General features: G+C 68.3%; 22 protein-coding genes and 1 tRNA gene. 5 read left to right on the top strand and 18 right to left on the bottom strand.

Annotated elements, in window-relative coordinates:
- Positions 1-58 precede the first annotated feature (58 nt).
- From JS528_RS06250 to eno, 9 genes are all read right to left on the bottom strand, one after another.
- Positions 59-538 carry a GreA/GreB family elongation factor gene (locus JS528_RS06250; protein ID WP_214358229.1) on the bottom strand — a complete coding sequence of 160 codons (480 nt, stop codon included), beginning with the start codon at positions 536-538 and terminating at the stop codon, positions 59-61.
- 175 nt (positions 539-713) lie between these two features.
- On the bottom strand, positions 714-1118 hold the full coding sequence (locus JS528_RS06245) for an FKBP-type peptidyl-prolyl cis-trans isomerase (RefSeq protein ID WP_214358228.1): 405 nt from the start codon (positions 1116-1118) through the stop codon (positions 714-716).
- Between the two features lie 145 nt (positions 1119-1263).
- Entirely contained in the window at positions 1264-2727 is a 1464-nt protein-coding gene (locus JS528_RS06240; RefSeq protein WP_214358227.1) for an L-serine ammonia-lyase, read from the bottom strand.
- 50 nt (positions 2728-2777) lie between these two features.
- Complete coding sequence (locus JS528_RS06235; protein ID WP_214358226.1) at positions 2778-3347, bottom strand: cadmium transporter; 570 nt, start codon at positions 3345-3347, stop codon at positions 2778-2780.
- Between the two features lie 94 nt (positions 3348-3441).
- A tRNA-Leu gene (locus tag JS528_RS06230) sits at positions 3442-3520 on the bottom strand.
- A 70-nt stretch (positions 3521-3590) separates the two neighbouring features.
- On the bottom strand, positions 3591-4589 hold the full coding sequence (locus tag JS528_RS06225) for a Ppx/GppA phosphatase family protein (RefSeq protein ID WP_214358225.1): 999 nt from the start codon (positions 4587-4589) through the stop codon (positions 3591-3593).
- Between the two features lie 44 nt (positions 4590-4633).
- Positions 4634-5188: a DUF501 domain-containing protein gene (locus JS528_RS06220; protein WP_420838200.1), complete on the bottom strand. Its 555-nt coding sequence runs from the start codon at positions 5186-5188 to the stop codon at positions 4634-4636.
- Positions 5185-5691 (bottom strand): FtsB family cell division protein, encoded by a 507-nt coding sequence (locus JS528_RS06215; protein ID WP_240541365.1) that lies wholly within the window; start codon positions 5689-5691, stop codon positions 5185-5187. The genes JS528_RS06220 and JS528_RS06215 overlap by 4 nt, the downstream gene beginning before the upstream one ends.
- Positions 5692-5802: 111 nt before the next feature.
- Positions 5803-7101 (bottom strand): phosphopyruvate hydratase, encoded by a 1299-nt coding sequence (eno, locus tag JS528_RS06210; RefSeq protein ID WP_214358223.1) that lies wholly within the window; start codon positions 7099-7101, stop codon positions 5803-5805.
- A 563-nt stretch (positions 7102-7664) separates the two neighbouring features.
- On the opposite strand from eno, the gene JS528_RS06205 reads away from it, so the two are divergent.
- From JS528_RS06205 to JS528_RS06195, 3 genes are all read left to right on the top strand, one after another.
- A complete protein-coding gene (locus JS528_RS06205; RefSeq protein ID WP_240541364.1) occupies positions 7665-8450 on the top strand; it encodes an ABC transporter permease in 786 nt (261 codons plus the stop codon).
- Between the two features lie 78 nt (positions 8451-8528).
- Entirely contained in the window at positions 8529-9551 is a 1023-nt protein-coding gene (locus JS528_RS06200; RefSeq protein WP_214358221.1) for an ABC transporter substrate-binding protein, read from the top strand.
- A gap of 35 nt (positions 9552-9586) precedes the next feature.
- Complete coding sequence (locus JS528_RS06195) at positions 9587-10306, top strand: ABC transporter ATP-binding protein (RefSeq protein ID WP_214358220.1); 720 nt, start codon at positions 9587-9589, stop codon at positions 10304-10306.
- A 36-nt stretch (positions 10307-10342) separates the two neighbouring features.
- Here the strand turns inward: JS528_RS06195 and JS528_RS06190 are convergent, their stop codons facing one another.
- Positions 10343-10825 carry a GNAT family N-acetyltransferase gene (locus tag JS528_RS06190; protein ID WP_214358219.1) on the bottom strand — a complete coding sequence of 161 codons (483 nt, stop codon included), beginning with the start codon at positions 10823-10825 and terminating at the stop codon, positions 10343-10345.
- Between the two features lie 152 nt (positions 10826-10977).
- Here JS528_RS06190 and JS528_RS06185 point away from each other — a divergent pair, with 152 nt between their 5' ends.
- Complete coding sequence (locus JS528_RS06185) at positions 10978-11613, top strand: hypothetical protein (RefSeq protein ID WP_214358218.1); 636 nt, start codon at positions 10978-10980, stop codon at positions 11611-11613.
- A gap of 170 nt (positions 11614-11783) precedes the next feature.
- Here the strand turns inward: JS528_RS06185 and mfd are convergent, their stop codons facing one another.
- The 4 genes from mfd to JS528_RS06165 all read right to left on the bottom strand — a co-directional run bounded on the left by mfd (position 11784) and on the right by JS528_RS06165 (position 20048).
- Positions 11784-15356, bottom strand: coding sequence for a transcription-repair coupling factor (mfd, locus tag JS528_RS06180; protein WP_420838203.1), 3573 nt, complete (start codon positions 15354-15356; stop codon positions 11784-11786).
- 25 nt (positions 15357-15381) lie between these two features.
- The gene (pth, locus tag JS528_RS06175) at positions 15382-15981 is read right to left on the bottom strand and encodes an aminoacyl-tRNA hydrolase (protein WP_214358216.1); all 600 of its coding nucleotides are present in this window, start codon (positions 15979-15981) and stop codon (positions 15382-15384) included.
- Between the two features lie 66 nt (positions 15982-16047).
- Positions 16048-16572: a GNAT family N-acetyltransferase gene (locus JS528_RS06170; protein ID WP_214358215.1), complete on the bottom strand. Its 525-nt coding sequence runs from the start codon at positions 16570-16572 to the stop codon at positions 16048-16050.
- 188 nt (positions 16573-16760) lie between these two features.
- Positions 16761-20048: a UPF0182 family membrane protein gene (locus tag JS528_RS06165; protein ID WP_214358214.1), complete on the bottom strand. Its 3288-nt coding sequence runs from the start codon at positions 20046-20048 to the stop codon at positions 16761-16763.
- Positions 20049-20227: 179 nt separating this feature from the next.
- Between JS528_RS06165 and JS528_RS06160 the strand changes: the two genes are divergently transcribed.
- Positions 20228-21568, top strand: coding sequence for a glycoside hydrolase family 3 N-terminal domain-containing protein (locus JS528_RS06160; RefSeq protein WP_214358213.1), 1341 nt, complete (start codon positions 20228-20230; stop codon positions 21566-21568).
- Positions 21569-21812: 244 nt separating this feature from the next.
- Here the strand turns inward: JS528_RS06160 and nadD are convergent, their stop codons facing one another.
- The 4 genes from nadD to glyA form a co-directional block, all read right to left on the bottom strand.
- The gene (gene nadD / locus JS528_RS06155; protein ID WP_240541377.1) at positions 21813-22538 is read right to left on the bottom strand and encodes a nicotinate-nucleotide adenylyltransferase; all 726 of its coding nucleotides are present in this window, start codon (positions 22536-22538) and stop codon (positions 21813-21815) included.
- A 14-nt stretch (positions 22539-22552) separates the two neighbouring features.
- The gene (locus tag JS528_RS06150; RefSeq protein WP_214358291.1) at positions 22553-23119 is read right to left on the bottom strand and encodes a phosphoribosylglycinamide synthetase; all 567 of its coding nucleotides are present in this window, start codon (positions 23117-23119) and stop codon (positions 22553-22555) included.
- 56 nt (positions 23120-23175) lie between these two features.
- A complete protein-coding gene (locus JS528_RS06145) occupies positions 23176-24492 on the bottom strand; it encodes a glutamate-5-semialdehyde dehydrogenase (protein ID WP_214358211.1) in 1317 nt (438 codons plus the stop codon).
- Positions 24493-24618: 126 nt separating this feature from the next.
- On the bottom strand, positions 24619-25926 hold the full coding sequence (glyA, locus tag JS528_RS06140; RefSeq protein ID WP_214358210.1) for a serine hydroxymethyltransferase: 1308 nt from the start codon (positions 25924-25926) through the stop codon (positions 24619-24621).
- Positions 25927-26198: the final 272 nt, after the last annotated feature.

Here is a 26198-nt window from a genome sequence, read left to right as displayed (position 1 = left end):
CTCGTTCCCATACGGCCATGCGACCGTGCGGGAGCGAGGGGTCTCGTCGTTCCGAGGCTCAGACCAGCGGCTTGGAGGCCTTGATGGTCACGGAGATCTCGCGGCCGTTGGGGGCCTTGTAGCTCACGGTGTCGCCGGCGCTCGCGCCGTTGATGGCGGCGCCGATCGGGGACTCCGGGCTGATGATGTCGTGGTCGGTGGCGATGGAGAGGTCGCGCGTGCCGAGCACGAAGACCTTCTCGCGGCCCATCACGTCGAGCGTGACCAGCGAGCCGTCGCCGACCTTGCCCTCCGGCGGGGCGGTCAGGATCTTCGCGTTGCGCAGCTTGACGGTCAGCTCGTCGATGCGGCCCTGGTTGACGCGCTGGGCCTCGCGGGCGGCCTGGTAGCCGCCGTTCTCGCTCAGATCGCCCTCGGCGCGCGCCGCGGACACCTTGGCCAGGATCTCGTCGCGGTACTCGCCCTCGCGCCAGGCGAGCTCCTCCTTCATCTTGTCGTAGGCCTCCTGCGTCAGCAGCAGCGTCTTTTCCTCGCTCATGACGGTTTCCCTTTCGTTGTGGTTGCGTTTGATTGCGTTCGATTGTGCGATTGCTCGGATGTCCCGCATACGGGCGCACGAACGACGACGCCCATATACGAGGAAAGCGCCGGATGCGATTCCCGGCGCTCCCTCGAAGGTTCCTGATGATCCCGGTTGCGGATCGTACGCGGTTTCAGCGCGTGGAGATGATGTCGATGACGAACACGAGGGTGTCGCCGCCGCCGATGCCGGCCTGCGGGACGCCACGGGAGCCGTAGCCGTACTCCGGCGGGATGGACACGACCAGACGGGAGCCGACGTTGTGGCCCGGCACGGTCTGGTCCCAGCCCTTGATGACCTGGCCGACGCCGATGCCGAAGCTGGCCGGCTGGTGGCGGTCGAAGCTGGAGTCGAACGGCTTGTCGCCGCCCCACACGACGCCGTGGTAGTTCACGGTGACGGTGTCGCCGCGGCGGACCATCGGGCCGTCGCCCTCGACGATCTCGACGGCCTTGAGGCCTGCCGGCGGCTCGGCGGACGGGAACTCGATGACGGGCGTGGTGCCGAACTCGGCCTGCACGGAAGGCATATCAGCCATGTGTTTCCTCCTTGGGATGACGTCCTCGACTGGACACAATGCCGCTCATATTAGCACCGAACGGCGCGGCGCGCACCGGACGGGACCACGGATTCGCGCTCGGCGTGCCCGGCGCGGCCCGACCCGCCCGACCGGTCCGACCGGCTCAGCATTCGACGACGTTGACCGCGAGGCCTCCCTTGGAGGTCTCCTTGTACTTGGCCATCATGTCCTCGCCGGTCTCGCGCATCGTCTCGATGGCCTGGTCGAGCGTGACGATGTGCGATCCGTCGCCGAGCATGGCCATGCGCACCGCGTTGATGGCGGTGTTCGCGGCCATCGCGTTGCGTTCGATGCACGGGATCTGCACGAGGCCGCCGACCGGATCGCAGGTGAGGCCGAGGTTGTGCTCGATGCCGATCTCGGCCGCGTTCTCGACCTGTTCGGGCGTGCCGCCCAGCACGGCGGCAAGTCCGGCGGCGGCCATCGAGCAGGCCGAGCCGACCTCGCCCTGGCAGCCGACCTCCGCGCCGGAGATCGACGCGTTGCGCTTGAACAGGTAGCCGATCGCGCCGGCCGTGAGCAGGAACGTGACGACGCCCTCCTCGTTGGCGTCGTCCATGAAGTGCCAGTAGTAGTGGAGCACGGCGGGGATGATGCCGGCCGAGCCGTTGGTCGGCGCGGTCACGATGCGCCCTCCCCCGGCGTTCTCCTCGGAGACGGCGAGCGCGAACAGGTTCACCCACGCGGCGTCGGAGGATTCGAGGACGGCGTCGCGGCGGGAGCGGCCGCGCTTGAGCACGTCGGAGTTGGAGGCGAGGCGCTCGTACATGCGCGGGGCGCGGCGGGGCACGTCGAGGCCGCCGGGCAGGACGGTCTCGGTGGAGGTGCAGCCGTGGTCGACGCATTCGCGCATGACGCGCCACACCTTGTCGATGTCGGTCCTGACCTGCACGGCCGATCGGGTGGCGGTCTCGTTGGCCCACACGAGTTCGGCGATGCTCAGATGGTGTTCGCGGCACAGGGCCACGAGCTCGGAGCCGGAGGAGAACGGGTACGGCGCCTCGGGGCCGAAGTCGGTGCCCGAGTCGCCGCCGTCCTCGTCGGCGAACGAGCTGCCCTCCGGCGGGCGCTCGTGGATGCCGATCATCAGGTCGTCCGGGGCGCCCCTGCGGATGAATCCGCCGCCGATCGAGTACCAGACCTGCTCGTCGACGAGGTTGCCGTCGGCGTCGAACGCCTGGAAGCGCATGCCGTTGGGGTGCGCGGCCATGCGGCGCCATTTGTCGAAGACCATGTCGCGGTCGTAGTCGAAGCCGATGCGCCTGACGCCGGCGAGGTTGAGCGTGTCGTCGAGGGCGCAGGTCTCGCGGATGCGCAGCATGTGCTGCGTGTCGACGGTGGCGGGCACGTTGCCCTCGAGCCCGGCCATGACGGCGCGGTCGGTGCCGTGGCCGAGGCCCGTCAGGGACAGGGAGCCGTAGAGGGTCACCCTGACGCGGTCCGTGCGCTCGACGAGGCCGGCGTCGCGCATCGAGGCGACGAAGGCGTGGGCCGCGACCATCGGGCCCACGGTGTGCGACGAGCTGGGGCCCACGCCGATGGTGAACATGTCGAGGACGCTGAACATCTTGGAATACCTCGTTTCCCTTGCGGATGGCGGCTGATGACGGGACCGGGCTAGCGGCCCAGGGCGGAGAACATCATGACGCCGACGACGAGACCGAGCACGGCGAGGACGATCTGCGCGGCGAGCAGTCCGATCGCGAGTCCCCTGCGCGCGGCGAGCCGCTTGGCGTACGTCTGGCCGAGCAGGTAGGCGACGAAGCCGAACACCGCGTAGTTGACGGTGAGCGCGGCGATCTCGCCGTTGGACAGCACGACGCCGTTGAGCGGCTGGTCGAGCGAGTTCATGAGGCTGCTCATGACGAACAGGCCCCACACGCCGTAGCCGATCGCGCCGACCACGCCGTAGGCGACGGGCCTGAATCGTTCGCGCATGCGCAGCGTGAACGATTCGACGCACCACAGCAGCGCGAAGCCGACGACGTAGGTGAAGGCGACGGCCACGAGGACGACCATGAGCGCCCACGGCACCAGCGAGGCCACGTTGCCGATCATCGACAGGTAGAAGCCGGAGCAGGCGATGGCCCCGACGCTCAGCGCGGTGCCGATGATGACGTTCTGCGCGAGCATGGTCGGCAGGCCGTCGGCGGTGTCCTTCTCGACGTCGGTCCAGCTGGAAGGCATGGCGTGTCTCTCCTTGGTCGTGTACCGGATATGAAACTCGCCACAGGTTATCCGCCGATTGTTTCGGCGATGTGCCGTCGTCGGACGGATGAGGTGCCCCCGGTGGGACTCGAACCCACAAGCCGAAGCGATCGATTTTAAGTCGACTGCGTATACCATTTCGCCACGGGGGCGGCGACCATTGCATTATACGTGATGACGCGTCGTCGCAATGCCGCGGTCGGGACGCGTCATCACGGGGGGCTATGCCGCGAGCAGGCGGCGGCCGTAGTCGAGGACGATGCCGTCGAGCAGGCCGTGCTCGCTGGCCACGTACGAGTCGATGGTCTGGCCGTGGGTCGCCTCGGCGGCCTCGGCGACCTTGGCGAGCACGCGGTTCCATACGAGCGCGCCGCCGCCGACCACGTCGATGCGGCCGGGGTGGATCGTCCTGTACTCGCGGCGCTGCTCGCGCGTCATCAGCAGGAACCGGTTGTCGACGTCGTACGCGTCCTGCAGCGGCAGACGGTAGCCGTCGACGGCGGTGTGGTCGTACTCGCGAAGTCCCATGGCGAGCGCGGTCATCGTCGTGACGGTGCCGGACACGCCGATGATGGTGCGGGTGAGGCCGGCGGGGACGGTGCGGAACGCCTCGTCGATGTGCTCGTCGATGTCCGCGATGGCGGCGTCGATCTCCTCCTGCGTGGGCGGATCGGTCCGCAGGTGGCGTTCGGTCATGCGCACGGAGCCGATGTTCATCGAGAACGCGGCCCTGACCTGCGTGGCCGGCGTCTCCACGCCGTCGCCGCCCAGCACCAGCTCGGTGGAGCCGCCGCCCAGGTCGACGACGAGGTAGGGCGCGGGCAGCTCGCCGCGGTCCACGACGCTCGTGGCGCCGAGGAAGCTCAGGTCGGCCTCCTCGGTGCCGGGGATGACCTCGGGGCGCACGCCGAGGATCGACTCGATGCCGTCCTCGAACTCCTCGCGGTTCTCGGCGTCGCGCGTGGCGGACGTGGCGACGAACCGGATGCCGTCGACCGGGTGCTCGGCGAGGATGGCGGCGAACTCGCGGGCGGCGGCGTAGGCGCGTTCGAGCGCCTCGTCGGCGAACCGGTGGGTCTTGTCGACGTCCTGGCCGAGGCGGATGACGCGCAGCTGGCGCGGCACGATCTCGTGCATGCCGCGCTCGTCGACGCGGGCCACCTTGAGTCGGATGGAATTGGTGCCGCAGTCGATACCCGCGACGGTCACCGCCTTGCCCATGGGGATGCTCCTTTGCTGATGCTGATTGGTGTCCTGGTTGATCGCTATTCCACGCTGCAGCGGCACACGGCCGGATCGAACTCGTCCCTGACGCGTTCGAGGACCATGTCGCCGATCGGGTTGGCGCCGGGGCCCATCACCAGGGACTGGGCGATCAGCGCGTGCAGGCACTTGACGCGCACGGGCATGCCGCCGGCGGAGGTGCCCTCGATGTGCTCCTCGGAGTCGCCGAGTCTGACCGCGATCTCGTGGCGGAAGGCGAGGTAGAGCCTGTGGGCTTCGGCGTACGCGGCCCTGACGTCCTCGTCCTGCTCGACCAGCTCGGTGTAGTCGCGCATCGCGCCGTCCGCCTCGACGTGGGAGGCGGCCTTGACGGCCTCGGGGCTGGTCAGGTAGCAGGTGGTCGGGAACGGCACGCCGCCGGGCAGCAGCGGGCGGGTGACGACGGCGAGCGGCCGGCCGCACGCGCAGCGCGCGCCCACGGCGACCATGCCGCGCGGGTAGCGTCCCAGCTGTCGTTCGACGATGGCGTAGTCCTCGTCGGTGGCCGGGTGTTCGAGGATGGCGTCGGCGAGGGCCGACGGATCGATGTGGGTCACTGCTGTCCCTTCGTGTTCTGGGTGGTGGTGTTCTTCTGTTCGGCCGGTTCGTCGGCCTTCTTGAACGCGTACGAGAGCTCACTGTACCAAGGCAGCTGCTTCGACGTGTCCGTGCCGTCGGCCGAGCCCGTCGTCTGTTCGCCGGTCGTGCCGCCGGTCACGGCCTGCGGGTTCTGCACGAGGACCGACTGCTCGCCGGGGAAGACGAAGCCGAGCCGCTCGCGGGCCTGCGCGGCCACGTAGTTCTTGTCGTTCCAGCGGGAGATGTCGTTCTCGAGCTCCTGCTTCTGGGCGATGAGCGCCGCCTCCTCGCGCTTGAGGCTGTTGAGGTGCGCCAGATCGGTGGCGTAGGTGTTGAACGTGGAGACGAGCTGGATCGTGCCGACCGCCACGATGAAGAGCGAGACGAAGAAGGCGATGGGTCCGAAGTTGCCGGAACGCTGACGTTTCTTGACGTTCGAGGCCTTGGCTCCTGTCGATGTGGTCCGGTTCCGTGTGCTCATGGCATACAAAACTACCCGCCGCATTCGACGGGGCGAACGCGACGGGTAGCGATGCGCGATGACCTATGCGGTCAATCGGTCAGCCGGAGTACGGCAGGCCGTGGGCGATGCTCACTTGGCCAGGTACTTCTTGCAGGCCTTGAAGGCGCTGTAGCCGGCGTACTGAGCGGTGGAGCCGAGCTCCTCCTCGATCTCGAGCAGGCGGTTGTACTTGGCAACGCGCTCGCCACGGGCCGGGGCGCCGGTCTTGATCTGGCGGGTGTTCTTGGCGACCGCGAGATCGGAGATGGTGGTGTCCGGGGTCTCGCCGGAACGGTGGGAGACCATGGAGGTGTAGCCGTTGGCGGTGGCCAGCTCGATGGCGTCGAGGGTCTCGGTGACGGTGCCGATCTGGTTGAGCTTGACCAGCAGGGAGTTGGCGGCGCCGAGCTCGATGGCCTTGGCCAGGCGAGCCGGGTTGGTCACCAGCAGGTCGTCGCCGACGAACTGCAGACGATCGCCGAGCTTGGCGGTGATGGCGGTCCAGTCGGACCAGCCCTCCTCCTGGAACGGATCCTCGATGGAGACGATCGGGTACTCCTCGATGAGCTGCTCGTAGAAGTCGAGCATGTAGCCGGACTCGCGGTCGTCGCCCTCGAAGTGGTACTTGCCGGTCTCCTTGTTGTAGAACTCGGAGGAGGCGACGTCCAGGGAGATGCCGATCTGCTTGCCCGGCTCGTAGCCGGCGGCGGAGATGGCGTCCATGATGTAGTTCAGGGAGTCCTTGTTAGACTTCATCTTCGGCGCGAAGCCGCCCTCGTCGCCGAGGCCGGTGTTCAGGCCTTCCTTCTTCAGGACGTTCTTGAGGGTGTGGTAGACCTCGACGCCGGCCTGCAGGGCCTCGGAGTAGGTGTCGAAGCCGTACGGGGAGATCATGTACTCCTGGATGTCGGTGGCGAAGTCCGCGTGGGCGCCGCCGTTCATGATGTTCATGTTCGGGACCGGCAGGATGTGGCCGTTGGTGCCGCCGATGTAGCGGTACAGCGGCAGGTCCGCGGACTCGGCGGAGGCGTACAGGGCGGCCAGGGAGACGCCCAGGATGGCGTTGGCGCCGAGGCGGCCCTTGTTCGGGGTGCCGTCGAGCTCGATCATCAGGTCGTCGAGGGCGCGCTGGTCGGTGGCGTCCATGCCGATGACCTTCGGGGCGATCTCCTCGTTGACGGCCTTGACCGCGTTGAGGACGCCCTTGCCGCCGTAGACGGACTTGTCGCCGTCACGACGCTCCCAGGCCTCGGCCTCGCCGGTGGAGGCGCCGGACGGGACCAGACCCAGACCACGGGCGCCGTCCTCGGTGTCCAGGACGACCTGGACGGTCGGGTTGCCGCGGGAATCGAGAATCTGACGCGCGTACACGCTTTCAATAGCTGCCACAACTGCTCCTTTAACGTTATGTTGTGATGACAACGTCAAGAATAGTGCGATTTGTGGACTACGCGCAAGAGGCTCGCAAAGCGTGTTGTGAGCGCTCACAGTCATTGGAAATACACTGAAACCACGCCTTCGGTTCCATCATCGTTCCCTCGGCGTTCACCCGCATGTGTCCGCCGGACCCGCCCTCGCGGGGCCGCCGTCTGCGCGCGTCGATTGTGCGATTGTGCCACGCGGGCGCGGCACGCGTTCAGGTTTTGTCCAGCATATGAGTTCCAATGGCTCATGACACGGGGTGCCCGGGCCGAACGCCTTAAACACGCTGGACCGCCGCGCGCGACGTACGCGAACCACGTATGCAACGGACGCGAAAGCGGGTCGGCTGGGCTGAGATCATACTCGTCGAACCTGATGTAGTTAGCACTAACGAAGGAAATGTCACGATGCACGATTCTTCCGTGCGTCCGTCCGGCAATCCATCGCCATCGACTCATCAGCACACCATCCGGGGCGGAGCCGTATCTTCGCGCCCGGGGACGGCGTCCGCCGAGGCGGGGTTCGCGAGCATGCGGACCCGACGCGCGGGCGGCGCGACGCGTGTGCTGAGGGGTCTGGGCGCATGGGCCTCGACGGTCGCCCTCTGTATATGGTGGTTCCTCGCCACCCTCTCCCCCGCGGATTCGCGGCCTCTGCCATCGCCGGCCGAGGTCATCGCCGCGTGGACCGACCTGAACGCCGAAGGCCTGCTGTGGCCGTCGATCGGCATGAGCCTGGCGCGCGTGCTGGCCGGCCTCGCCCTGGGCGTCGCGCTGGCCGTGCCGGCGGCGGTGCTCACCGGCGCGACGCGGCTCGGCTTCGCGATCATCGACAAGCCGGTGCACATGCTGCGCGCCATCCCCTTCCCCGCGCTCTCGCCGCTGCTGATCATCTGGCTCGGCATCGAGGAGACGATGAAGGTGGCGCTGATCGCCGTGGGCGTGTTCGGCCTGATCTACGTGAACCTGCGCGACGGCATCCGCGGGCTCGACCCGAAGCTGATCGAGCTGGCCCGCGCCTACCATCTGCCGCGCGCGCTGGTGTTCCGCCGCATCCTGTTCCGCGGCGCGCTGCCGAGCTTCATGACCGGTCTGCGGTTCGCGATCACCGTGTCGTGGATCGCCCTGGTCACCTGCGAGACGGTGAACTCCACCGTCGGCATCGGCTACATCCTCTCGCGCGCCCAGCAGTTCTCCCGCACCGACCAGATGGTGCTGTGCATCGTGCTGTACGCGATCCTCGGCCTCGGCTCCGAGGCGCTCGTCGGCGCGCTGGAGCGGGCGCTCACGCCGTGGCGCGGCCGCGCTGCCGCCTGACCGCATCCGCGCACGCGCCACCCGCACATTCCGCATATCACCCGCATACCCGTATATCAAGAAGAAGGAACAATCATCATGAACGTCATCACCAACCAGTCCCCCGCCCGTCGCCCCGGCGTGCGCGCCACCGTCCGCCGCGCCCTGACCGCCGTGTGCGCGGCCGCGGCAGTCGTCTCGCTCGCCGCCTGCGGCTCCTCCTCGCAGGGCTCCGCGTCCTCCTCGACGGACACGGACACGATCCGCGTGGCGTACCTGTCGACCGCCAACTACCTGACGACCATCAAGGACGAGAGCTTCGTCAAGTCCACGATGGAGCCGTACAAGGCCGAGTTCTCCGGCCCGTTCAACCCGCCGGACGACGCCTACAAGGTGATCCTCGCCGGCAAGGCCGACACGTCGAGCACCGGCACCGGCTACTTCATCAACCTCGCCGACCAGAAGGCGCCGTGGGTCGCGTACGCGATCGAGTACTACGACGGCGACTCGCAGGGCATCGTCGCGGCCCCCGGCTCCGGCGTGAACAGCCTCAAGGACCTGTACGGCAAGCGCGTCGGCATCGACAAGAAGGGCGCGACCGGCGACTACGTGCTCAAGGCCGCGTTCGAGCACGCCGGACTCGACTACTCGAAGGTCAACATCGTGCAGCTGGCCCAGACCGACTTCTCCGCCGCGTTCTCCTCCGGCAAGATCGACGCGCTGGCCACGTACGACCAGAACCTCGCCTCCGCGATCGCCACCCCGGGCGCGAAGCTCATCGTCACCGGCAAGGACTACGACTCGAAGAACGTGACCCTGCACATGGTCTCCCGCAAGTTCGCCACCGCGCACCCCGAGATCGTCAAGAAGCTCTACCAGGCGCTCGTCAAGGAGTCCGACAAGGCGGCCAAGGATCCGGAGTTCATCTACGACGCGTACAAGAAGTTCGGCGCGTCCGACAAGATCGTCGACCAGGTGCGCAAGTTCGACGTGCCGGAGATCCTCCCCGTCGACGCCAAGGGCCGCCAGATGCTCGAGGACATCGCCCAGCAGTACGTCGACTTCGGGTTCATCAAGTCCAAGCCGAACCTCGACGACTACGTGCTCGACTGCACGAAGTGAGCGGGACCGCGACGATCGGAAAGGAACACGGGAACATGACCAACGGACGATCCGGCGCGGACGCGCCCCTGATCGAGGCGGAGCGCATCGCCCTGTCCTTCGACGGCAGGCCGGTGCTGCGCGACGTCTCGTTCACGCTGCGCGCCGGCGAGTTCGTCTCGCTGATCGGCCGGTCGGGCTGCGGCAAGTCGACGCTGCTGCGCATCGTCTCGGGACTGCTCGAGCCGACCGGCGGCGACGTGCGCGCCACCGGCTCGCAGGCGATCGGATTCCAGGATTCCCGGCTCGTGCCGTGGATCCGCCTGTGGGACAACGTGACGCTGGGTCTGCCGGGCTCCAAGGCCGAACGGCGCGAGATCGCGCGTCGTGCCCTGGAGCAGGTGCAGCTCGCCGACCACATGGATGCGTGGCCGACGGCCCTGTCCGGCGGACAGGCGCAGCGGGCGTCGCTCGCGCGCGCCCTGGTGCGCGACCCCGAGCTCCTGCTGCTCGACGAGCCGTTCGGCGCGCTGGATTCGCTCACCCGCTACGACATGCAGGATCTGCTCGCCTCGCTCGAGGCGGAGCACGGCTGGGGCGTGCTCATGGTCACGCACGACATCGCCGAGGCCGTGCGCCTGTCCGATAGGGTGCTGGTGATGTCCGACGGCGTCATCGCGTCCGACATCGCGATCGACCGGTCGTCGCTCGACGCGGAGGGTCGCCCCGCGGACCATGCCGCGCTCGAGGACCGGCTGCGCGCGTCGCTGCGGTAGCCGCCCCCGCCGCCAACCGTCGATGGGCCTTGAGCCCTACAGGATCGTCTCCATGCCGACCTTGTAGGGCTTGAGGCCCATCGCTTCGTAGAACGCCTGTGCGCCGGGGTTGCACGACCACACGTTGAGGGTGACGTTGTAGCAGCCGTTCGTCCTGGCGAAGTCGATGACGTGACGGTAGACGGCGGTTCCCACATGCCTGCCGCGGGCCGCCTCGTCGACGCAGATGTCGTCGATGTACAGGGTGGTGATGTCCGTCAGGACGTGGTTGCCGGGGTGGCGCTGGAAGACGCAGAACGCGTAGCCGTACAGGGTCCTATCGTCGTCGGCGAACGCGCCGAACACGGGCGTCTCGTCGTCGGCGACGATGCCGGCGAGCTCGTCGTCGGTGTATTTCGTGGCGTTAGGCTTGAACAGGTCGGGCCGGCCGTCGTGGTGGACGTCGGCGACCTGCCGCAGCAGACGGTGGAGTTCGGGGATGTCGCGCTTCTCGGCGCGGCGGATGTGCATGTCGTTCATGGTCGCCCAGTCTACCCGCCGGCCGGCGGGGAGATCGGGATCTGCCCGAACGTATGAGCCGTACGGGCGGCGGCGGGCGCCGGACGGTGGGACAATGGAGACAACACGGGATCGACGATGATTCCGACATATTCCCGGAAGGGAGGAGCGCGATGAAGCGGATGGATGCAAGGACGATCGCCGCGGCGGTCGCCGGCGCGATGGCGGTCGCGGCGTCGGTCACGATGGGCGTGGTCGGGCTGGTCGGACCGAAATTGGAGAAACCCGCGGTCTCGTACGCGAGCACGAAGTGCGTCGGACGGCAATCGGACGCACGGTACGACTGGCCGTCGTACGACTCGCTGGACGAGCTGGAGGAGGCGTCGGACGCCGTCGTGGTCGCCACGATCACCGGCTGCACGGCGCCGGAGGATGAGAACGCCGGCTACGACACATGGATCAACGCGAAGGTGCTCGGGGCGATCCCCGGCGGCGGCATGGAGGCGGCGAACCGCATGGAACCGCCGCCCACGGGCGAGATCCTCCTGTTCAACGGCTACACGTCCGCATCGTCCGGCGCGGGCAGGCTCGACGTCGGCAAGACCTACGTGTTCTTCCTCGGCGCGTCCGGCGCGGCCGACGACGGGAGCGGCGTGACCTACCACGAGATGACGCCGGCGCTGAGCGTGTTCCCCGTGACGGCGGAGACGAAGAAGAATCCGTATTCGTCAAGGAACACGGAGGGCTCGTTCAGCCTCACCGGCCAGATGGCGGTGCGGCTCGGCATCACCGGGAAGGTCACTTCCTAGAGGGTGTCCGGCAATGTCCGACGGCCTCGGCCGGCTCATCATCGGCCCGGCTGTCGCCGGGCACACCGCCTACAAACGGCTCTGCCGTTTGCTTGACGGCGGTGGTCCGGCAATGCTGGACGGCCTGACGGCCGGCTCATCGTTGGCTCGACTGTCGTCTCGCACACCGCCTACAAACGGCTCTGCCGTTTGCTTGACGGCGGTGTCCATGCAAGGTCGTTGAGCAGGTCGCTGACCCAGTCCATGACCTGCTCGCCGGGCATGGGCTTGCCGCCGAGCGTGCCCGCGAACGGGGTGGGGATGATCATCTGGTGGGTGACCGGACGGTACTGGAAGCCCTTGTAGATGCGCGACATGCGCATCAGGATGGACTCCGGCGGGTCGACGCGTCCGACGCGCAGACGGTTCGACTGCGCGAGGATCTCCGAGATGCCGAGCTTGCGGGCCTTGAACTTGAGGCGCGCCACGCCGAAGAGCATCTCGAACTCCTCGGGCAGCGGGCCGTAGCGGTCGACGAGTTCCTCGGCGAGGTCCTTGAGGTCCTGTTCGCCGCGCGCGGAGGCGAGCTTGCGGTACGCCTCGAGGCGCAGCTTGTCCGAGTCGATGTAGGAGACCGGGATCGACGCCTCGACCGGCAGGTCGATGGACACGTTCTCCGGCTCCAACGCCTTGTCCGGCTCCTTGTACGCCTCGACGGCCTCGGAGACCATGCGCACATACAGGTCGAAGCCGACGCCCTCGATGTGGCCGGACTGCTGGTCGCCGAGCAGGTTGCCGGTGCCCCTCAATTCCAGATCCTTCATCGCCACGTCGAAGCCGCTTCCCAGCGCCGTGTTCTGCGCGATGGTCGCGAGCCTGTCGTGCGACTGCTGGGTCATCGTCTTGCTCGGGTCGTACAAGAAGTACGCGTACGCGCGTTCGCGGCCGCGGCCGACGCGGCCCCTCAGCTGGTGGAGCTGGCTCAGGCCGAAGCGGTCGGCGTGGTCGACGATCAGCGTGTTCGCGTTGGAGATGTCGAGTCCGGTCTCGATGATCGTCGTGCACACGAGCACGTCGATGTCGCGGTGCCAGAAGTCGCGGATGATCTGGTCGAGCTGCTTCTCGCCCATCTTGCCGTGCGCGATGCCGACCTTCGCCTCCGGCACGAGCGTGTGGATTTTCTCGGCGACGCGCGCGATGTCCTCGACGCGGTTGTGCACGTAGAACACCTGTCCGCCGCGCAGCAGCTCGCGGCGCACGGCCGCGGTCACCTGCGCGTCCTCGTACGCGCCCACGTACGTCAGGACCGGCAGACGGTCCTCCGGGGGCGTGGCGAGCGTGGACATCTCGCGGATGCCGGTGACCGCCATCTCGAGCGTGCGCGGGATCGGCGTCGCGGACAGCGAGAGCACGTCGACGTTGGTGCGCAGGGCCTTGAGCGTCTCCTTGTGTTCGACGCCGAAGCGCTGCTCCTCGTCGATGATGACGAGGCCCAGATCCTTGAACTTGATCTTCGGGTTCAGAAGCTTGTGCGTGCCGATGACCACGTCGACGCCGCCGGATTCCAGGCCCTCGATGGTCTCCTTGATCTCCTTGGGCTTCTGGAAGCGGCTCATCGCCTTGACGGTGACGGGGAATCCCTCGTAGCGTTCGGTGAACGTCTCGTAGTGCTGCTGGACGAGCAGCGTGGTGGGCACGAGCACGGCCACCTGCTTGCCGTCCTGGATGGCCTTGAACGCGGCGCGCACCGCGATCTCGGTCTTGCCGAAGCCGACGTCGCCGCAGATGAGGCGGTCCATCGGGCGCGGCTGCTCCATGTCGTGCTTGACCTCGTCGATGGTGGTGAGCTGGTCGGGCGTCTCCTGGTACGGGAACGCGTCCTCCAGCTCCTTCTGCCACGGCGTGTCCGGGCTGAACGCGAAGCCGGGCGTGCGCTGGCGGGCCGAGTACAGCCTGACCAGGTCGTCGGCGATCTCCTTGACGTGCTTGCGCGCCTTCGCCTTGGTCGCGGCCCAGTCGGAGCCGCCGAGCTTGTTGAGCTTCGGGGCCTCGGCGCCGATGTACTTGCTGACCTGGTCGAGCTGGTCGGTGGGGATGAACAGCTTGTCCGGCGGGGCGCCGCGCTTGCTCGGCGCGTATTCGATGACGAGGTACTCGCGCGTCGTCCGGTTCGCGCCGGTGCCGATCGTGCGCTGGCGCATCTCGACGAACCGGCCGATGCCGTGCTGCTCGTGCACGACGTAGTCGCCGGCCTTGAGCTCCATCAGATCGATGGCCTTGCGCCGGCGCTTCGGCGTCTTGGCCACGCCGACGGCCGACGTGCGGCCGGTCAGGTCGCGTTCGGTGAGCAGGGCGACGTTCGCGGCCGTGTCGACGAAGCCGTCGACGGCCTGCGAGCGGATCGTCTCGAAGCGGGTGATGCCGGTCTCGTTGATGGCGCGCTTGAGCCTGGCGAGCGTGCCCTTCGCGCCGGCGGTGACGACGACCTCGAAGCCGGCGTCGATGAGCCCATCGATGCCGGCGGCGGCCTTCGACTCGTCGCCGCGGTACTCGGCCGGGTTCTGCGCGTGCGTCTGCACGTGGCCGGGGCGGGTGTCGTCGACGGTGAAGCTGGTCAGGTCGATGACGTCGTGGCCGGTCACGCCGAACGCGCGCACGGTCTCCTCGAAGTCGAGGAAGCTCGCCTGGTCGAAGCTGATCGGGGCGCCGGCGCCGTGGCCGGACGCGGCGACGTGCCAGCTGGCGGCGAGGAACTCGTTCGCGGTCTTCGTCAGGTCGTCGGCGGCGCGACGCAGCTTCTCCGGGTCGGACAGGAGGATGACGGCGCGCTTGTCGATCATCGAGGAGACCGGCTCCATGTCGTCGATCAGGGCCGGCATCAGCGATTCCATGCCCTCGACGGGGATGGCGTCGGCGATGGACTCGAGCATGTCCTCGGCGTTCGGGATCGAGCCGATGAGCGCCTTGGCGCGCTTGCGCACCTTGTCGGTCAGCTGCAGCTCGCGGCAGGGCGTGGCCCAGATGGTCCTCATGCCGTCGCCGTACGTGCGCTGGTCCGAGGCGTGGAACTCCTTGATCTGGTCGATCTCGTCGCCGAAGAACTCGATGCGCACCGGATGCGGCGCGGTCGGCGGGAACACGTCGAGGATGCCGCCGCGCACGGCGAACTCGCCGCGGTCCATGACGAGGTCGACGCGCGTGTACGCGTTCTCGATCAGACGCCTCGATGCCTGATCGAGCGGCAGCTCCTCACCTTGCGTGAAGACGAGCGGCTCGACGTCGGCGAGGCCGGCGACGACGGGCTGGATGAGCGAGCGCACCGGCATGACGAGGATGCGGACGGGCCCGAACATCGGGTCCGTCTCGCTCGGGTGCTTGAGGCGCCGGAAGACGGCCATGCGGCTGGCGACGGTGTCGGCGCGCGGGCTCAGTCGCTCGTGCGGCAGGGTCTCCCACGCCTCGAGCTGGGCGATGTCGTTCGGGTCGCCGTCGTACCAGGAGCGCAGGGCGCCGACGGTCTCCTCGGCCTCGCGTCCGGAGGCGACGACGAGGACGACCGGCTTGGGCGAGGCGCCGCCGAGGCCGCGCGCGATGGCGGCGGCGAGGGCGGGACGCAGGCCGGCGGGCGCGCCGACGACGATCGAGCCGTCGACGTCGTCGGTCTCCTCGATGCCGCCGGCGACGACCTCGGCGAAGACCGGGTCACGGCCGAGGGATTCGAGGACGCCGGCGAGCGCGCCGTCGATCGGCATGTTCCCGGTCATGGGCGTCTGGCCGGTGGTGCCGGACTCAGCGGCCATTGAACTTCTCCTGGGTCTTGGCGAGTCCGTGGAAGATGATCTCCTCGGCGGCGTCGGCGCCGTCGGCGAGGAATTCGGGCAGCTGCTTGCGCTGGTCGGGGCCGAAGCCGCCGAGCACCCAGTTGACGGTGTTGTCGTGCGCGTTGGCGCCGCGCCTGGCGTGGCCGACGCCCATGCGCACGCGCGCGTACTTCGGCGTGCCGAGGGAGCGGTCGATGGACTTGATGCCGTTGTGGCCTCCCGCGGAGCCGCCGGCCTTGACCTTGATGCGGCCGAACTCGAGGTCCATGTCGTCGTGGATGACGACGATGTGGTCGGGTTCGATCTGGTAGTAGGAGGCGATCGAGGAGACCGCGTTGCCGGACTCGTTCATGTAGGTCAGGGGCTTGGCGAGGAAGAACTTGACGGCGCGCCCGTCGAGGTTCATGACGGAGCGGCCGAGGAGCGCGAGCCCCTTGTGGTCGGCGAAGTTGACCGACCAGCGTTCGGCCAGCACGTCGGCGGTCATGAACCCCATGTTGTGGCGGGTGCCCTCATACTTCTTGCCGGGGTTGCCCAGTCCCGCGATCAGCCAGAAATCCGATGCCATGTCACTCCTTCGATTCGTTGAAAACCCTAAGGATTGTACCCGCACCGGCGGAACCGCCCCGTGGGCTCACAGGTCGAGGTACCAGTAGGACATGTCGAGCATGACGCCGGTCGCGTCCCTCGCGGCGGCGGGCAGCGTGCCGAAGCGGGTGAAGCCGAAGCGGCGCATCAGGGCGATGGATCCGGCGTTGTCGGCGAAGATGACGCCGATGGCCTTGCGCATGCCGCGTCCGCGGGCCTCGGTCAGCAGGTGGTCCAGCAGGAAGGCGCCCACTCCCCTGCGCCGCCATGCGGGGGCGATGTAGTAGGCGAGGTCGGTGACGCCGTCGTATCCGGCGCGGTCATAGAAGACCGACAAGGCGCCGAAGGCGACGACCTCGCCGCTCTCGTCGTCCTCGACGACGAAGACGCCGTACGGGGGCCTGTGGGATTCGACCCATGCGCGGCGCTGGTCCGCGGTGCGCGGGGTCAGGTCGGCGGTCGAGCCGCCCTCGACGACGGCCGCGTTGTAGATGTCGGTGATGGCCCGCAGGTCGGCCGGATCGGACGCGTCGGCCGGACGGAAACAGTAGGACGTGGATGGCGTGGTCATGGTCCATGACGATAGCATCGGCCGTCGGACCGGTATGCCCCGCGTCCCGCCCCGGATATGCGGATCCCCGCGTCGTATGCCTCGACGCGGGGATTCACGGGGATGGCGGGATATCCGTCGGGGGGGTCTCAGGCGCCGGTCGGTCCGTCGCGGATGACCGCGGGCCCGACGGCCGACGCCCGTCCACGTCACTGGTCCAGTTCGATGGCCTTGTTGAGGGCCTCCTCGAGGCGCTTCTGGGCCTCGCCGTAGGAGCTCCAGTCGCCGTCCTTCATGGCGGCCTGGCCGTCCTGCATCGCCTGGGCGGCGTCCTTGAGGGCCTGCTGGAGTTCGGGGCTGGAGGCGGCCGACGAGCCGGACGAGTCAGTCTTGCCGTCGCTCTTCGACTGATCATCGGACTGATCCGATTGGTCGGATTGGTCGCCGGGCTCCGTCGCGTCGGACTTGCCGGACGAGCCGGACGCGTTCTCGGCGTCGCCCGCGGACGCGCCGGAGTCGCCGCCGAAGACCTGATCGAGCGCGCCGTCGAGCGTGTCGTCGAAGCCGACCTGGTCGCCGAACGCGACGAGCACCTTCTTCAGCAGCGGGAACGACGTGGCGCCGGAGGACTTGACGTACACGGGCTGCACGTACACCAGACCGCCGCCGAGCGGCAGCGTGAGCAGGTTGCCGCGCACGACCTGGGTCGAGCCGGACTGCAGGAGGTTGAGCTCCTTGGACACGTCGGCGTCGGCGTTGAAGTTGTTCTGCGCCTGTCCGGGGCCGGGCACGTTGGAGTCCTTCGGCAGCTCCTGCAGTCTCAGCGTGCCGTAGTTGGGTCCGATCCTGCCCTTGGTCGAGCCGGCGTCGGAGTCGACCGACAGGAAGCCGGTGAGGATCTCGCGCGTGGACGTGCCGGCGGGGATGTACGAGGAGGTCAGCGAGAACACCGGCTCCTTGGTGCCTCCGGTCTGGAGGGTCAGGTAGTAGGGCGGCTGGAGGATGTCGCGGTCCTGCTGCGTCTGCGACTCGGTGGGGTCGACCGGCGTCTGCCAGAAGTCCTCGCCCGAGTAGTACTGGCTGGCGGAGGTGACGTGGTACTTGGAGAGCAACTCGCGCTGCACCTTGAACAGGTTCTCCGGGTAGCGCATGTGGCTCATGAGATCGCCGGAGATCTCGCTCAGCTGGTGGTACTGGCCGGGGAAGACCTGCTCCCACGCCTTGATGACCGGGTCGCTCGTGTCCCACACGTACAGGTCGACCGAGCCGTCGTACGCGTCGACGGTGGCCTTGACGGAGTTGCGGATGTAGTTGGCCTGCTGCGAGCCCAGTCCGGTGACCGTGTCCGAGGAGACGGTCGTGGAGTCCTGGGTGGCCGAGCCGAGGTCGGTCATCTGCGAGTACGGGTAGGCGTCGGACGTGGTGTAGCCGTCGACGATCCACTTGACGCGGCCGTCGACCACCGCCGGGTAGACGCGACCGTCGAGCGTGAGGTACGGGGCGACCTTGGCGACGCGCTCGCGCGGGGAGCGGTCGTAGAGGATCTGCGACGCGCTCGTTACGCGGTCGGAGAACAGGATCTGGTCGGAGCCGAAGCGGATCGCGTACAGGAGCCTCGAGAACAGGTTGCCGACGGACGGTCCGCCGTCGCCGGAGAACGTGTTGGTCGCGCCCTTGGATCCGGTCGGATAGTCGAACTCCCACGCGGCGGTGCCCTTCGGCGCGCCGACGATCGAGTACTCCTTCATGTTGGGTGAGAAGTAGATGCGCGGCTCGTACTTCTCGGATTCGGTGAGCTTGCCCTGGGTGGGGATGCCGGATTCGAAGAACTGCGGCTGGCCGTCGGCGGTCACCTTGTTGCCGTACGCGGCGACGACGCCATAGCCGTGCGTGTACACGGTGTGGTCGTTGACCCAGTTGCGGTTGTCGTTGCCGTCGAGGTCGAGCTCGCGCGCGGCGATGACCGTGTCCTGGCTCTTGCCGTCGATCTCGTACTTGTCGACGGCGAGCGTGTCGGCGAAGGTGTAGTACTGCTTGGACTGCTGCAGCTGCTTGAACGTCGGGGAGACGACCTGCGGGTCGAGCAGTCGGATCTGCGCGGTGGTCTCGCCCTCGGCGCTCAGCGCGCCGGACTCGCCCTTGGTGACGGCCTTGTAGTTCTCGGTCTTGAGCTTGTCGAGACCGTAGGCGGCGCGCGTGGCGTCGATGTTGCGCTGGATGTAGGTCGACTCCATCTCCTGCGCGTTCGGGTTGACGCGGAAGCGCTGCAGGAGGGCCGGCCAGACGACGGTCAGGGCCATCGAGACGACGACCACGACCGCGATGGCGACGAGCGGGGTGCGCCACGCCTTCAGGGCGGCGGAGGCGCGCACGCCGATCGGGGCGCTGCCCTCGAGCGCGTGCGAGCGCATCAGCCACACGCCGAGCACGACGCCGAGGATCGCCACGAGGGCGGCCATGACGAAGGTGACGGGGATGGTGGCGTGGACCGTGGTGTAGGTGGCGCCGGTGATGCGGCCGCCCTGCTCGGTCAGGCTGGAGAACACGCCGATGACCATCTGGGCGGCGAGGCCGAACATGTTGAGCATCAGCCAGATCGCGATCTGGCGGCGGGCGCGCCTGGTGATGGCGAACAGGCCGCGGCCCTTGACCGGCATGGTCAGACGGATGCCGCCCATCATCACGTGGGTGACGATCGAGAAGACGATGCCGATGAGCAGCAGCATCGACACGGCGGACATCACGAGCCTCAGACCCGGCAGCACGAACACGTAGAAGCCGTTGTCGAGGCCGAACTGCGGGTCCCTGACGCCGAAGCTCTGCGCGTTGAACATGAGCAGCACGTCGGCCCAGTTCGCGTTGAACTGCGCGCCGAACACGACGCCGACGATCGCGGAGACCGCGACGGCGATGCGGCGGGCGGTCTTCGAGCTGACCGTTTTGTTCACCTCGACGACGTCGCCGTCGATGCGCACGCTCATGCCGTCGGGGTCGTCCGGGCGAGCGCGGATCGCGAGCCAGGCCGACACGAAGCCGACGATCGCCATGACGAGGGCGTAGGCGGCCCACAGGCCGACCTTCACCCCCAGCTGCGTCCACACGACCGACTGGAAGCCGAGCTGGCCGTACCACATGAGATCGGTGATGAACTGCGACAGGCCGAAGAAGAGGCCCACGAGCACGGCGAGCGCGAGGACGACGCCGATGAGGATCTTGGTGCCGCGGTTCGCGCCGGGATTGCGCGAGCGATCGGGCCTGCGCGTCAGCCGCGGGAACTCGGGGCCGCGGGGCGGGCGTCCGCCGTTGCCGGTGTTGCCGCCGTTGCCGGCGCCGGAGGGACGCGCGTCGTCGCCGTCCGTCTCCACGTCGATGATGATGGGGTCGTCGTCGGCTCCGCCCGATCGGCCGGACCGTCCGTCACCGCGGCCGGCGCCGCCATGAGGCTTGCGAGGGTCGAAACCGGGGTCGAACATACCGAGGAAATCTGAGAAAGACATGAGTCCAGCCTACAAAGAGGTAGGGAATGTCAACTTTCCCGTTCGCTTCGGGATGAGCGCCGCCGGCTCCCGCCGGGCCCGGCTCACGCGGACGGTGGTCGGCCGTGATCGCGGAAGGTCCCGCGAGTATTGTCGTGTCCGAATGATCGGAGAGGCCGACGACACGGACGGGAGCGGATATGGCGGGATTCGGACGACGCGGCGACGGATACGACGATGGCCGGCCGGAGGCCCCGAACCGCGGCGGTGCGGCACCGGGTGACGGTGCGCCGCGACGCGCGGATCGGGGAGCCCTCGCCGCGACCGCGCTGACGATCGTCGCCGCCCTCGTCGCGGTCGCGTTGGTGTTCGCGTTCCTGTGCCTGCCGAACATCCGCCGCACGGCCGAACGCGCCGCGACGGCCACGTCGGGCGCGGACGCGGCCACGGACGGTGCGACGGACGGTGACGTGTCGCGCGGTGCGGCGCCCTCCCCCGTCGACCCGGCCCTGACGAAGGCTCGGCGTCTGGTCGCCGGCATGAGCCTCGAGGAGCGGGTCGGACAGCTGGTGATGGCGCCCCTGTTCGCCGGATCCAACGCCTCGGCGCTGAAGTCGGCGATCGCGGACCGTCACGTCGGTTCGGTGCTCGTCATCGGCAACTGGCGCACGGGCGTCGCGGGCGTGCGGAAGGTCACCGACGCGCTGCAGTCGTACGCGCCCGAGGGCAACCGGCTCATCGTGACCACCGACCAGGAGGGCGGTCAGGTCCAACACCTCAAGGGCGCCGGCTTCGACACGATGCCGAGCGCCGTCGAGCAGGGCCGGCTTTCGGCCGACGCGCTGCGACGCTCCGCCGCGACGTGGGGCGCGCAGCTCAAGGCCGCCGGCATCAACGTGGACCTCGCGCCGGTGCTCGGCACCGTGACCATCGACCGGGCGTCGAACGCCCCGATCGGCGCATTGGACCGTGATTTCGGCCTCGACGCGTCCGGCAACGCCGAGCACGGCACGGCGTTCGTCGAGGGACTGCGCGACGCGGGCGTCGCCTCGTCCGTCAAGCACTACCCGGGCCTCGGCGCCGTCCGGGGCAACACCGACTTCACCGCGGACGGCATCGTCGACTCGACGACGACCGCCGACGGCGATCAGATCGGCGCCTTCCACACGGTCATCGACGAGGCGAAGCCCGCGATGGTGATGATGTCGCTGGCCACCTACCAGCGGATCGACCCGGACAACCCGGCCGCGTTCTCGTCCGTCATCCTCGACGGTCTGCTGCGCGGCACGCACGGCTACGACGGCGTCGTCACGTCGGACTCGCTGTCCGCCGAGGCCGTCGCCCACGTCGCCACGGACCAGCTGGGCGTACGTTTCGTCGAGGCCGGCGGCGACCTCGCCTGCGTCGGTCAGGTCGCCGACATCGTCCCCATCCTCGACGGCCTCAACAAGAGGGCGAAGGAGGACGAGGCGTTCGCCCGGAAGGTCACGACCGCCGCCACAAGAGTCATACGACTCAAAGTCCAGATGGGACTGGCATGACGACTTCCCTCAGCAGAGGATGTACCCGAACCAAACGCAACAAACCAACGAAACGGAGCAGGGGCCGGCATATTCCTTGTTGAGACCGTAAAGACTCGGCCAGAGCGGCCCGGAGCGTGTCGCAATAAGGAATATGCCGGCCCCTGCGGTCACGTACGGACCCTACGGTCACGTACGGACCCTACGGTCACGTACGCAACCCGCACTCACGTACGAACCCCACGGCCACGTACGAAACCGAAATTCACGACCGATACAACCCGTGCTTGCCGATGTACTGGACGACGCCGTCGGGTACGAGGTACCACACCGGCTCGTCGTGCTCCGCGCGCCGACGCACGTCGGTGGAGCTGATCGCCAGCGCCGGGATCTCGAGCGTGTCGACCTTGCCCTCGGGCAGTTTCACACCCTCCGGCGACGAGTACCCCGGACGCGTGACCGCGACGAAGTGCGCGAGATCCCACATCTTCTCCGCGTCCTTCCACTGCATGATCTCCGCGACCGCGTCCGCGCCGGTGATGAAGAACAGGTCGGCGTCGGGGTGCTGCGCGCGGATGTCGCGCAGCGTGTCGATCGTGTAGGTCACGCCGGGGCGGTCGATGTCGACGCGGCTGACGGTGAACTTCGGGTTGGAGGCGGTGGCGATGACCGTCATCAGGTAGCGGTCCTCGGCGTTGGTGACGTGCTTGTCGAGCTTGAACACGGGCCGGCCGGTGGGCACGAAGATGACCTCGTCGAGGTCGTACACCCACGCCACCTCGGAGGCGGCGACCAGGTGCCCGTTGTGGATCGGGTCGAAGGTGCCGCCCATGATGCCGATGCGCGGGGTGGCGTGCCAGTTGCCGCGCGCGGAGCGGCGGCCGGCGTGCCCCTGCCCGATGCGTAGCGGTTCGGTGCCGCCGGTGCCGGGCACGCCGGCGTTGGACACGTTGGCGGAGGCGGACACGGAGTCGACGGACAGGTCGGCCATGCGTCGTTCGTCGCTCACGCGCGCTCCCCCTTGTCCTCGGCCGCGGCGTCGTCACGCTCCTCCCGCTCGGTGCGCTCGGTCTCCTGCTCGATCTGCTCGGCCGTGGGATCGTCGCCCTGCGGATCGATCTTGCCCATGTCCTCGTCCCACTCGTCCTGCACGACGCGGCGGATCTCCGCGAAGGTCGGCAGCGGGAAGTCGGGCTGGTAGAGGCGGCGCACCTCGGCGACGCGTTCGGTGACGCGGATGAGCGTGTCGGTCATGCCGTCGACGTCGCCGTCGCGTTCGAGCGCGGCGAAGCGGGAGATGTACTCCTCCATCATCGCCATGTGCGCGCGCACGGACTTCAGCTGCGCCTCGTCGAGGTCGACGACGTCGGGCGCGTGCTCGTCTGGCCAGCCGATGAGCACGGCGTCGGCGTATTCGAGCGACGCGCGCTGGGAGGCGGAGGCGATGCCGTCCTCGATCTGCACGAGGAAGACGTAGCGTACGATGCTCAGACGCTCGGCGGCGATCTTGAGCCCGCAGCGCGGATCGTCGAGGTCGAGGTCGGTGCGCAGCTCGGTGATCGGCACGCTCATGCCGTCGTTGACCTCGTCCGCGCCGTTCACGGTGTTGGTGTTCTCGTCGTTGCCGCTCATGCGCGCACCTGCCCCCTGCCGTAGCCGATCCATTTCGTGGTGGTCATCTCCTGCAATCCCATCGGCCCCCGCGCATGCATCTTCTGTGTGGAGATGCCGAGCTCGGCGCCGAAGCCGAAGACCCCGCCGTCGGTGAAGCGCGTGGATGCGTTGACCATGACGACGGCCGAGTCGATGCGCGCGGTGAACTCCTCGATGGCGGAGTAGTCCTCGGCGATGATCGATTCGGTGTGTCCGGTGGAGTGCGTGTTGATGTGTTCGATGGCCTCGTCGAGCGAGTCGACGACCCTGACGCCGATCCTGAGCGCGAGGTATTCGGTGTCCCAGTCCTCGTCGGTGGCGTGGACGAGCAGGTCGGGGTGCGCGGCGCCGGTCTCGGAGCCGGCGATGATCGCGTACGCGCGCTCGTCGGCGCGGATCTCGACGCCGTGCTCGAACAGCGCGGCTGCCGCGACCGGCAGGAGGAGATCGGCGACGTCGGCGTGGACGAGGAGCTTCTCGGCCGCGTTGCACACGCCGATGCGCTGCGTCTTGGCGTTGATGAGGATCGGGATGGCCTTGGCCGGGTCGCCGGAGGAGTCGACGTAGATGTGGACGTTGCCGGCGCCGGTCTCGATGACCGGGACCTTGGAGTTGGCGACGACGGCCTGGATGAGGCCCTTGCCGCCGCGCGGGACGAGCAGGTCGATGTGGCCGCGCGCCTCCATCATCGCGGTGGCGCCGTCGCGGCCGAAGTCGTCGACGGTGGCGACGAGCGCCGGGTCGAAGCCGCGCTCGCGCAGGGCGTCGCCGATGACGGCGAGCGTGGCGGCGTTGGTGCGTTCGGCCGCGTGACCGCCGCGCAGGATCGCGGCGTTGCCGGATTTGAGGCACAGCGACGCGACGTCGACGGTGACGTTGGGTCGGGCCTCGTAGATCATGCCGATGACGCCGATCGGCACACGGGTCTGGTTGAGGCGCAGTCCGTTGGGCAGGGTGTAGCCGCGCACGATCTCGCCGACCGGGTCGGGCAGCGTGGCAACGTGGCGCACGCCGTCGGCCGCGGCCCTGACGCGGGGCTCGTCGAATTTCAGACGGTCGAGCTTGCCCTCGTCCATGCCCGCCTCGCGCGACTCGGCCATGTCGAGCGCGTTGGCGGCGGCGATCTCTCCGGCGCGCGCGTCGAGGGCGTCGGCGATCGCGTTCAGGAGCGCGTTCTTGGCGTCGGTGTCGGATTGCGCGAGCGAGCGTTGGGCGCGGGCTGCGGCGTCGGCGCGGGCGCACACCGCGTCGAACACGGTCGATGAAACCACGGCTTCCTCACTATTGGTCATAGTCTCCCACCTTAGCGCACATCAGGGTCAGATTCGGGCGGAAACGGCCGCCCGAGACGGGAAAGGCTCCCCTCGTCGAAGGGGAGCCTGGATCTCTTGGCCTCCGGGATCTCCGGTTCCGGCCGATCAGTGGATCTGGTCGAGGTCCGGGTAGAGCGGGAAGTCCTCGACGAGCTTGTCGACGCGGGCCTTGAGGGCGTCCACGTCGGCGGACGGGCCGGCGGCGAGCGCGGTGCCGATGATGTCGGCGACCTCCTCGTACTCCTTCGGCCCGAAGCCGCGGGTGGCCAGCGCGGAGGCACCGATGCGCAGACCCGAGGCGACGGACGCCGGACGCGGGTCGAACGGCACGGTGTTGCGGTTGATGGTGATGCCGCAGGCGGCGAGGAGGTCCTCGCCCTGCTTGCCGTCCATCTCGGAGTTGCGCAGGTCGACCATCACGAGGTGGACGTCGGTGCCGCCGGTCAGCACGCTGATGCCGTTGGCCTTGACGTCGTCGGCGAGCAGGCGCTCGGCGATGATCTTGGCGCCGTCGAGGGTGCGCTGCATGCGGTCCTTGAACTCCGGGGTGCCGGCGACCTTGAAGCTGACGGCCTTGCCGGCGATGACGTGCATGAGCGGGCCGCCCTGCTGGCCGGGGAAGACGGAGGAGTTGAGCTTCTTGGCGTACTCCTGCTTGGCGAGGATGAAGCCGGAGCGCGGGCCGCCGAGGGTCTTGTGCGCGGTGGAGGAGACGACGTCGGCGTACGGCACCGGGCTCGGGTGCAGGCCCGCGGCGACGAGGCCGGCGAAGTGGGCCATATCGACCCAGAACTTGGCGCCGACCTCGTCGGCGATCTCCTTGATGGCCTTGAAGTCCTCGATGCGCGGGTAGGCGGACCAGCCGCCGATGATCATGGCCGGGTGGGTCTCGAGGGCGCGCTGGCGGATGATCTCCGGGTCGATGCGGAAGGTCTCCGGGTTCACGCCGTAGGCCTCGGCATGGTAGAACTTGCCGGAGAAGTTGATCTTCATGCCGTGGGTGAGGTGGCCGCCGTGGTCGAGGGCGAGGCCGAGGACGGTGTCGCCGGGCTTGACGAGCGCCTGGTAGACGGCGGCGTTGGCCTGGGCGCCGGAGTGCGGCTGGACGTTGACGTATTCGGCGCCGAAGAGCTTCTTGGCGCGTTCGCGGGCGATGGTCTCGATCTGGTCGACGTACTCGCAGCCGCCGTAGTAGCGGCGTCCCGGGTAGCCTTCGGCGTACTTGTTGGTGAGCACGGAGCCCTGGCACTGCAGCACGGCGCGCGGCACGAAGTTCTCGGAGGCGATCATCTCGAGGCCGCCCTGCTGGCGGCGCAGTTCGGAGTCGAGCAGCTCGGCGATCTCGGGATCGGCGGCGCTGATGGGCGCGTTGAAGGCGTCGGTGGCTTTTTGTGCGAGGGGTGAAGCGGTCATCTTGTGCTCCTTGGTGGTGCGGTTCACGGCTGGTTTGCCGTTTGGGCGATGAGTGTACGGTCCGTTTGTGGCCGCCCTGTTTCCTGTGCGGACGCGCTGCGGTCCGACGCGGCGGCCTGCGACGCGCTCCGGGGCCGGGGAACGCCGGTTTCGCGCCGTTTCCCGCGCACGGCGACCGCCGCGCCACGCCGTCTCATCATGCGGACACGCGCCGTCGAGGGGTTGACAGGCGAGACGCCGCGCCCCTTAGCCCACGCCGCACGGTAGACTGG

Origin of the sequence: Bifidobacterium santillanense (genome assembly GCF_018555385.1) — a bacterium.
GTDB lineage: Bacteria > Actinomycetota > Actinomycetes > Actinomycetales > Bifidobacteriaceae > Bifidobacterium > Bifidobacterium santillanense.
This window is presented reverse-complemented; position numbering and strand designations above follow the sequence as displayed.

Coding starts and splice junctions, on each gene's coding strand:
- JS528_RS06250 (WP_214358229.1), bottom strand. CDS start 538: ATGAGCGAGGAAAAGACGCTGCTGCTGACGCAGGAGGCCTACGACAAG.
- JS528_RS06245 (WP_214358228.1), bottom strand. CDS start 1,118: ATGGCTGATATGCCTTCCGTGCAGGCCGAGTTCGGCACCACGCCCGTC.
- JS528_RS06240 (WP_214358227.1), bottom strand. CDS start 2,727: ATGTTCAGCGTCCTCGACATGTTCACCATCGGCGTGGGCCCCAGCTCG.
- JS528_RS06235 (WP_214358226.1), bottom strand. CDS start 3,347: ATGCCTTCCAGCTGGACCGACGTCGAGAAGGACACCGCCGACGGCCTG.
- JS528_RS06225 (WP_214358225.1), bottom strand. CDS start 4,589: ATGGGCAAGGCGGTGACCGTCGCGGGTATCGACTGCGGCACCAATTCC.
- JS528_RS06215 (WP_240541365.1), bottom strand. CDS start 5,691: ATGAGCACACGGAACCGGACCACATCGACAGGAGCCAAGGCCTCGAAC.
- JS528_RS06205 (WP_240541364.1), top strand. CDS start 7,665: ATGCGGACCCGACGCGCGGGCGGCGCGACGCGTGTGCTGAGGGGTCTG.
- JS528_RS06200 (WP_214358221.1), top strand. CDS start 8,529: ATGAACGTCATCACCAACCAGTCCCCCGCCCGTCGCCCCGGCGTGCGC.
- JS528_RS06195 (WP_214358220.1), top strand. CDS start 9,587: ATGACCAACGGACGATCCGGCGCGGACGCGCCCCTGATCGAGGCGGAG.
- JS528_RS06190 (WP_214358219.1), bottom strand. CDS start 10,825: ATGAACGACATGCACATCCGCCGCGCCGAGAAGCGCGACATCCCCGAA.
- JS528_RS06185 (WP_214358218.1), top strand. CDS start 10,978: ATGAAGCGGATGGATGCAAGGACGATCGCCGCGGCGGTCGCCGGCGCG.
- mfd (WP_420838203.1), bottom strand. CDS start 15,356: ATGACCGGGAACATGCCGATCGACGGCGCGCTCGCCGGCGTCCTCGAA.
- pth (WP_214358216.1), bottom strand. CDS start 15,981: ATGGCATCGGATTTCTGGCTGATCGCGGGACTGGGCAACCCCGGCAAG.
- JS528_RS06170 (WP_214358215.1), bottom strand. CDS start 16,572: ATGACCACGCCATCCACGTCCTACTGTTTCCGTCCGGCCGACGCGTCC.
- JS528_RS06165 (WP_214358214.1), bottom strand. CDS start 20,048: ATGTCTTTCTCAGATTTCCTCGGTATGTTCGACCCCGGTTTCGACCCT.
- JS528_RS06160 (WP_214358213.1), top strand. CDS start 20,228: ATGGCGGGATTCGGACGACGCGGCGACGGATACGACGATGGCCGGCCG.
- nadD (WP_240541377.1), bottom strand. CDS start 22,538: ATGGCCGACCTGTCCGTCGACTCCGTGTCCGCCTCCGCCAACGTGTCC.
- JS528_RS06150 (WP_214358291.1), bottom strand. CDS start 23,119: ATGAGCGTGCCGATCACCGAGCTGCGCACCGACCTCGACCTCGACGAT.
- JS528_RS06145 (WP_214358211.1), bottom strand. CDS start 24,492: ATGACCAATAGTGAGGAAGCCGTGGTTTCATCGACCGTGTTCGACGCG.
- glyA (WP_214358210.1), bottom strand. CDS start 25,926: ATGACCGCTTCACCCCTCGCACAAAAAGCCACCGACGCCTTCAACGCG.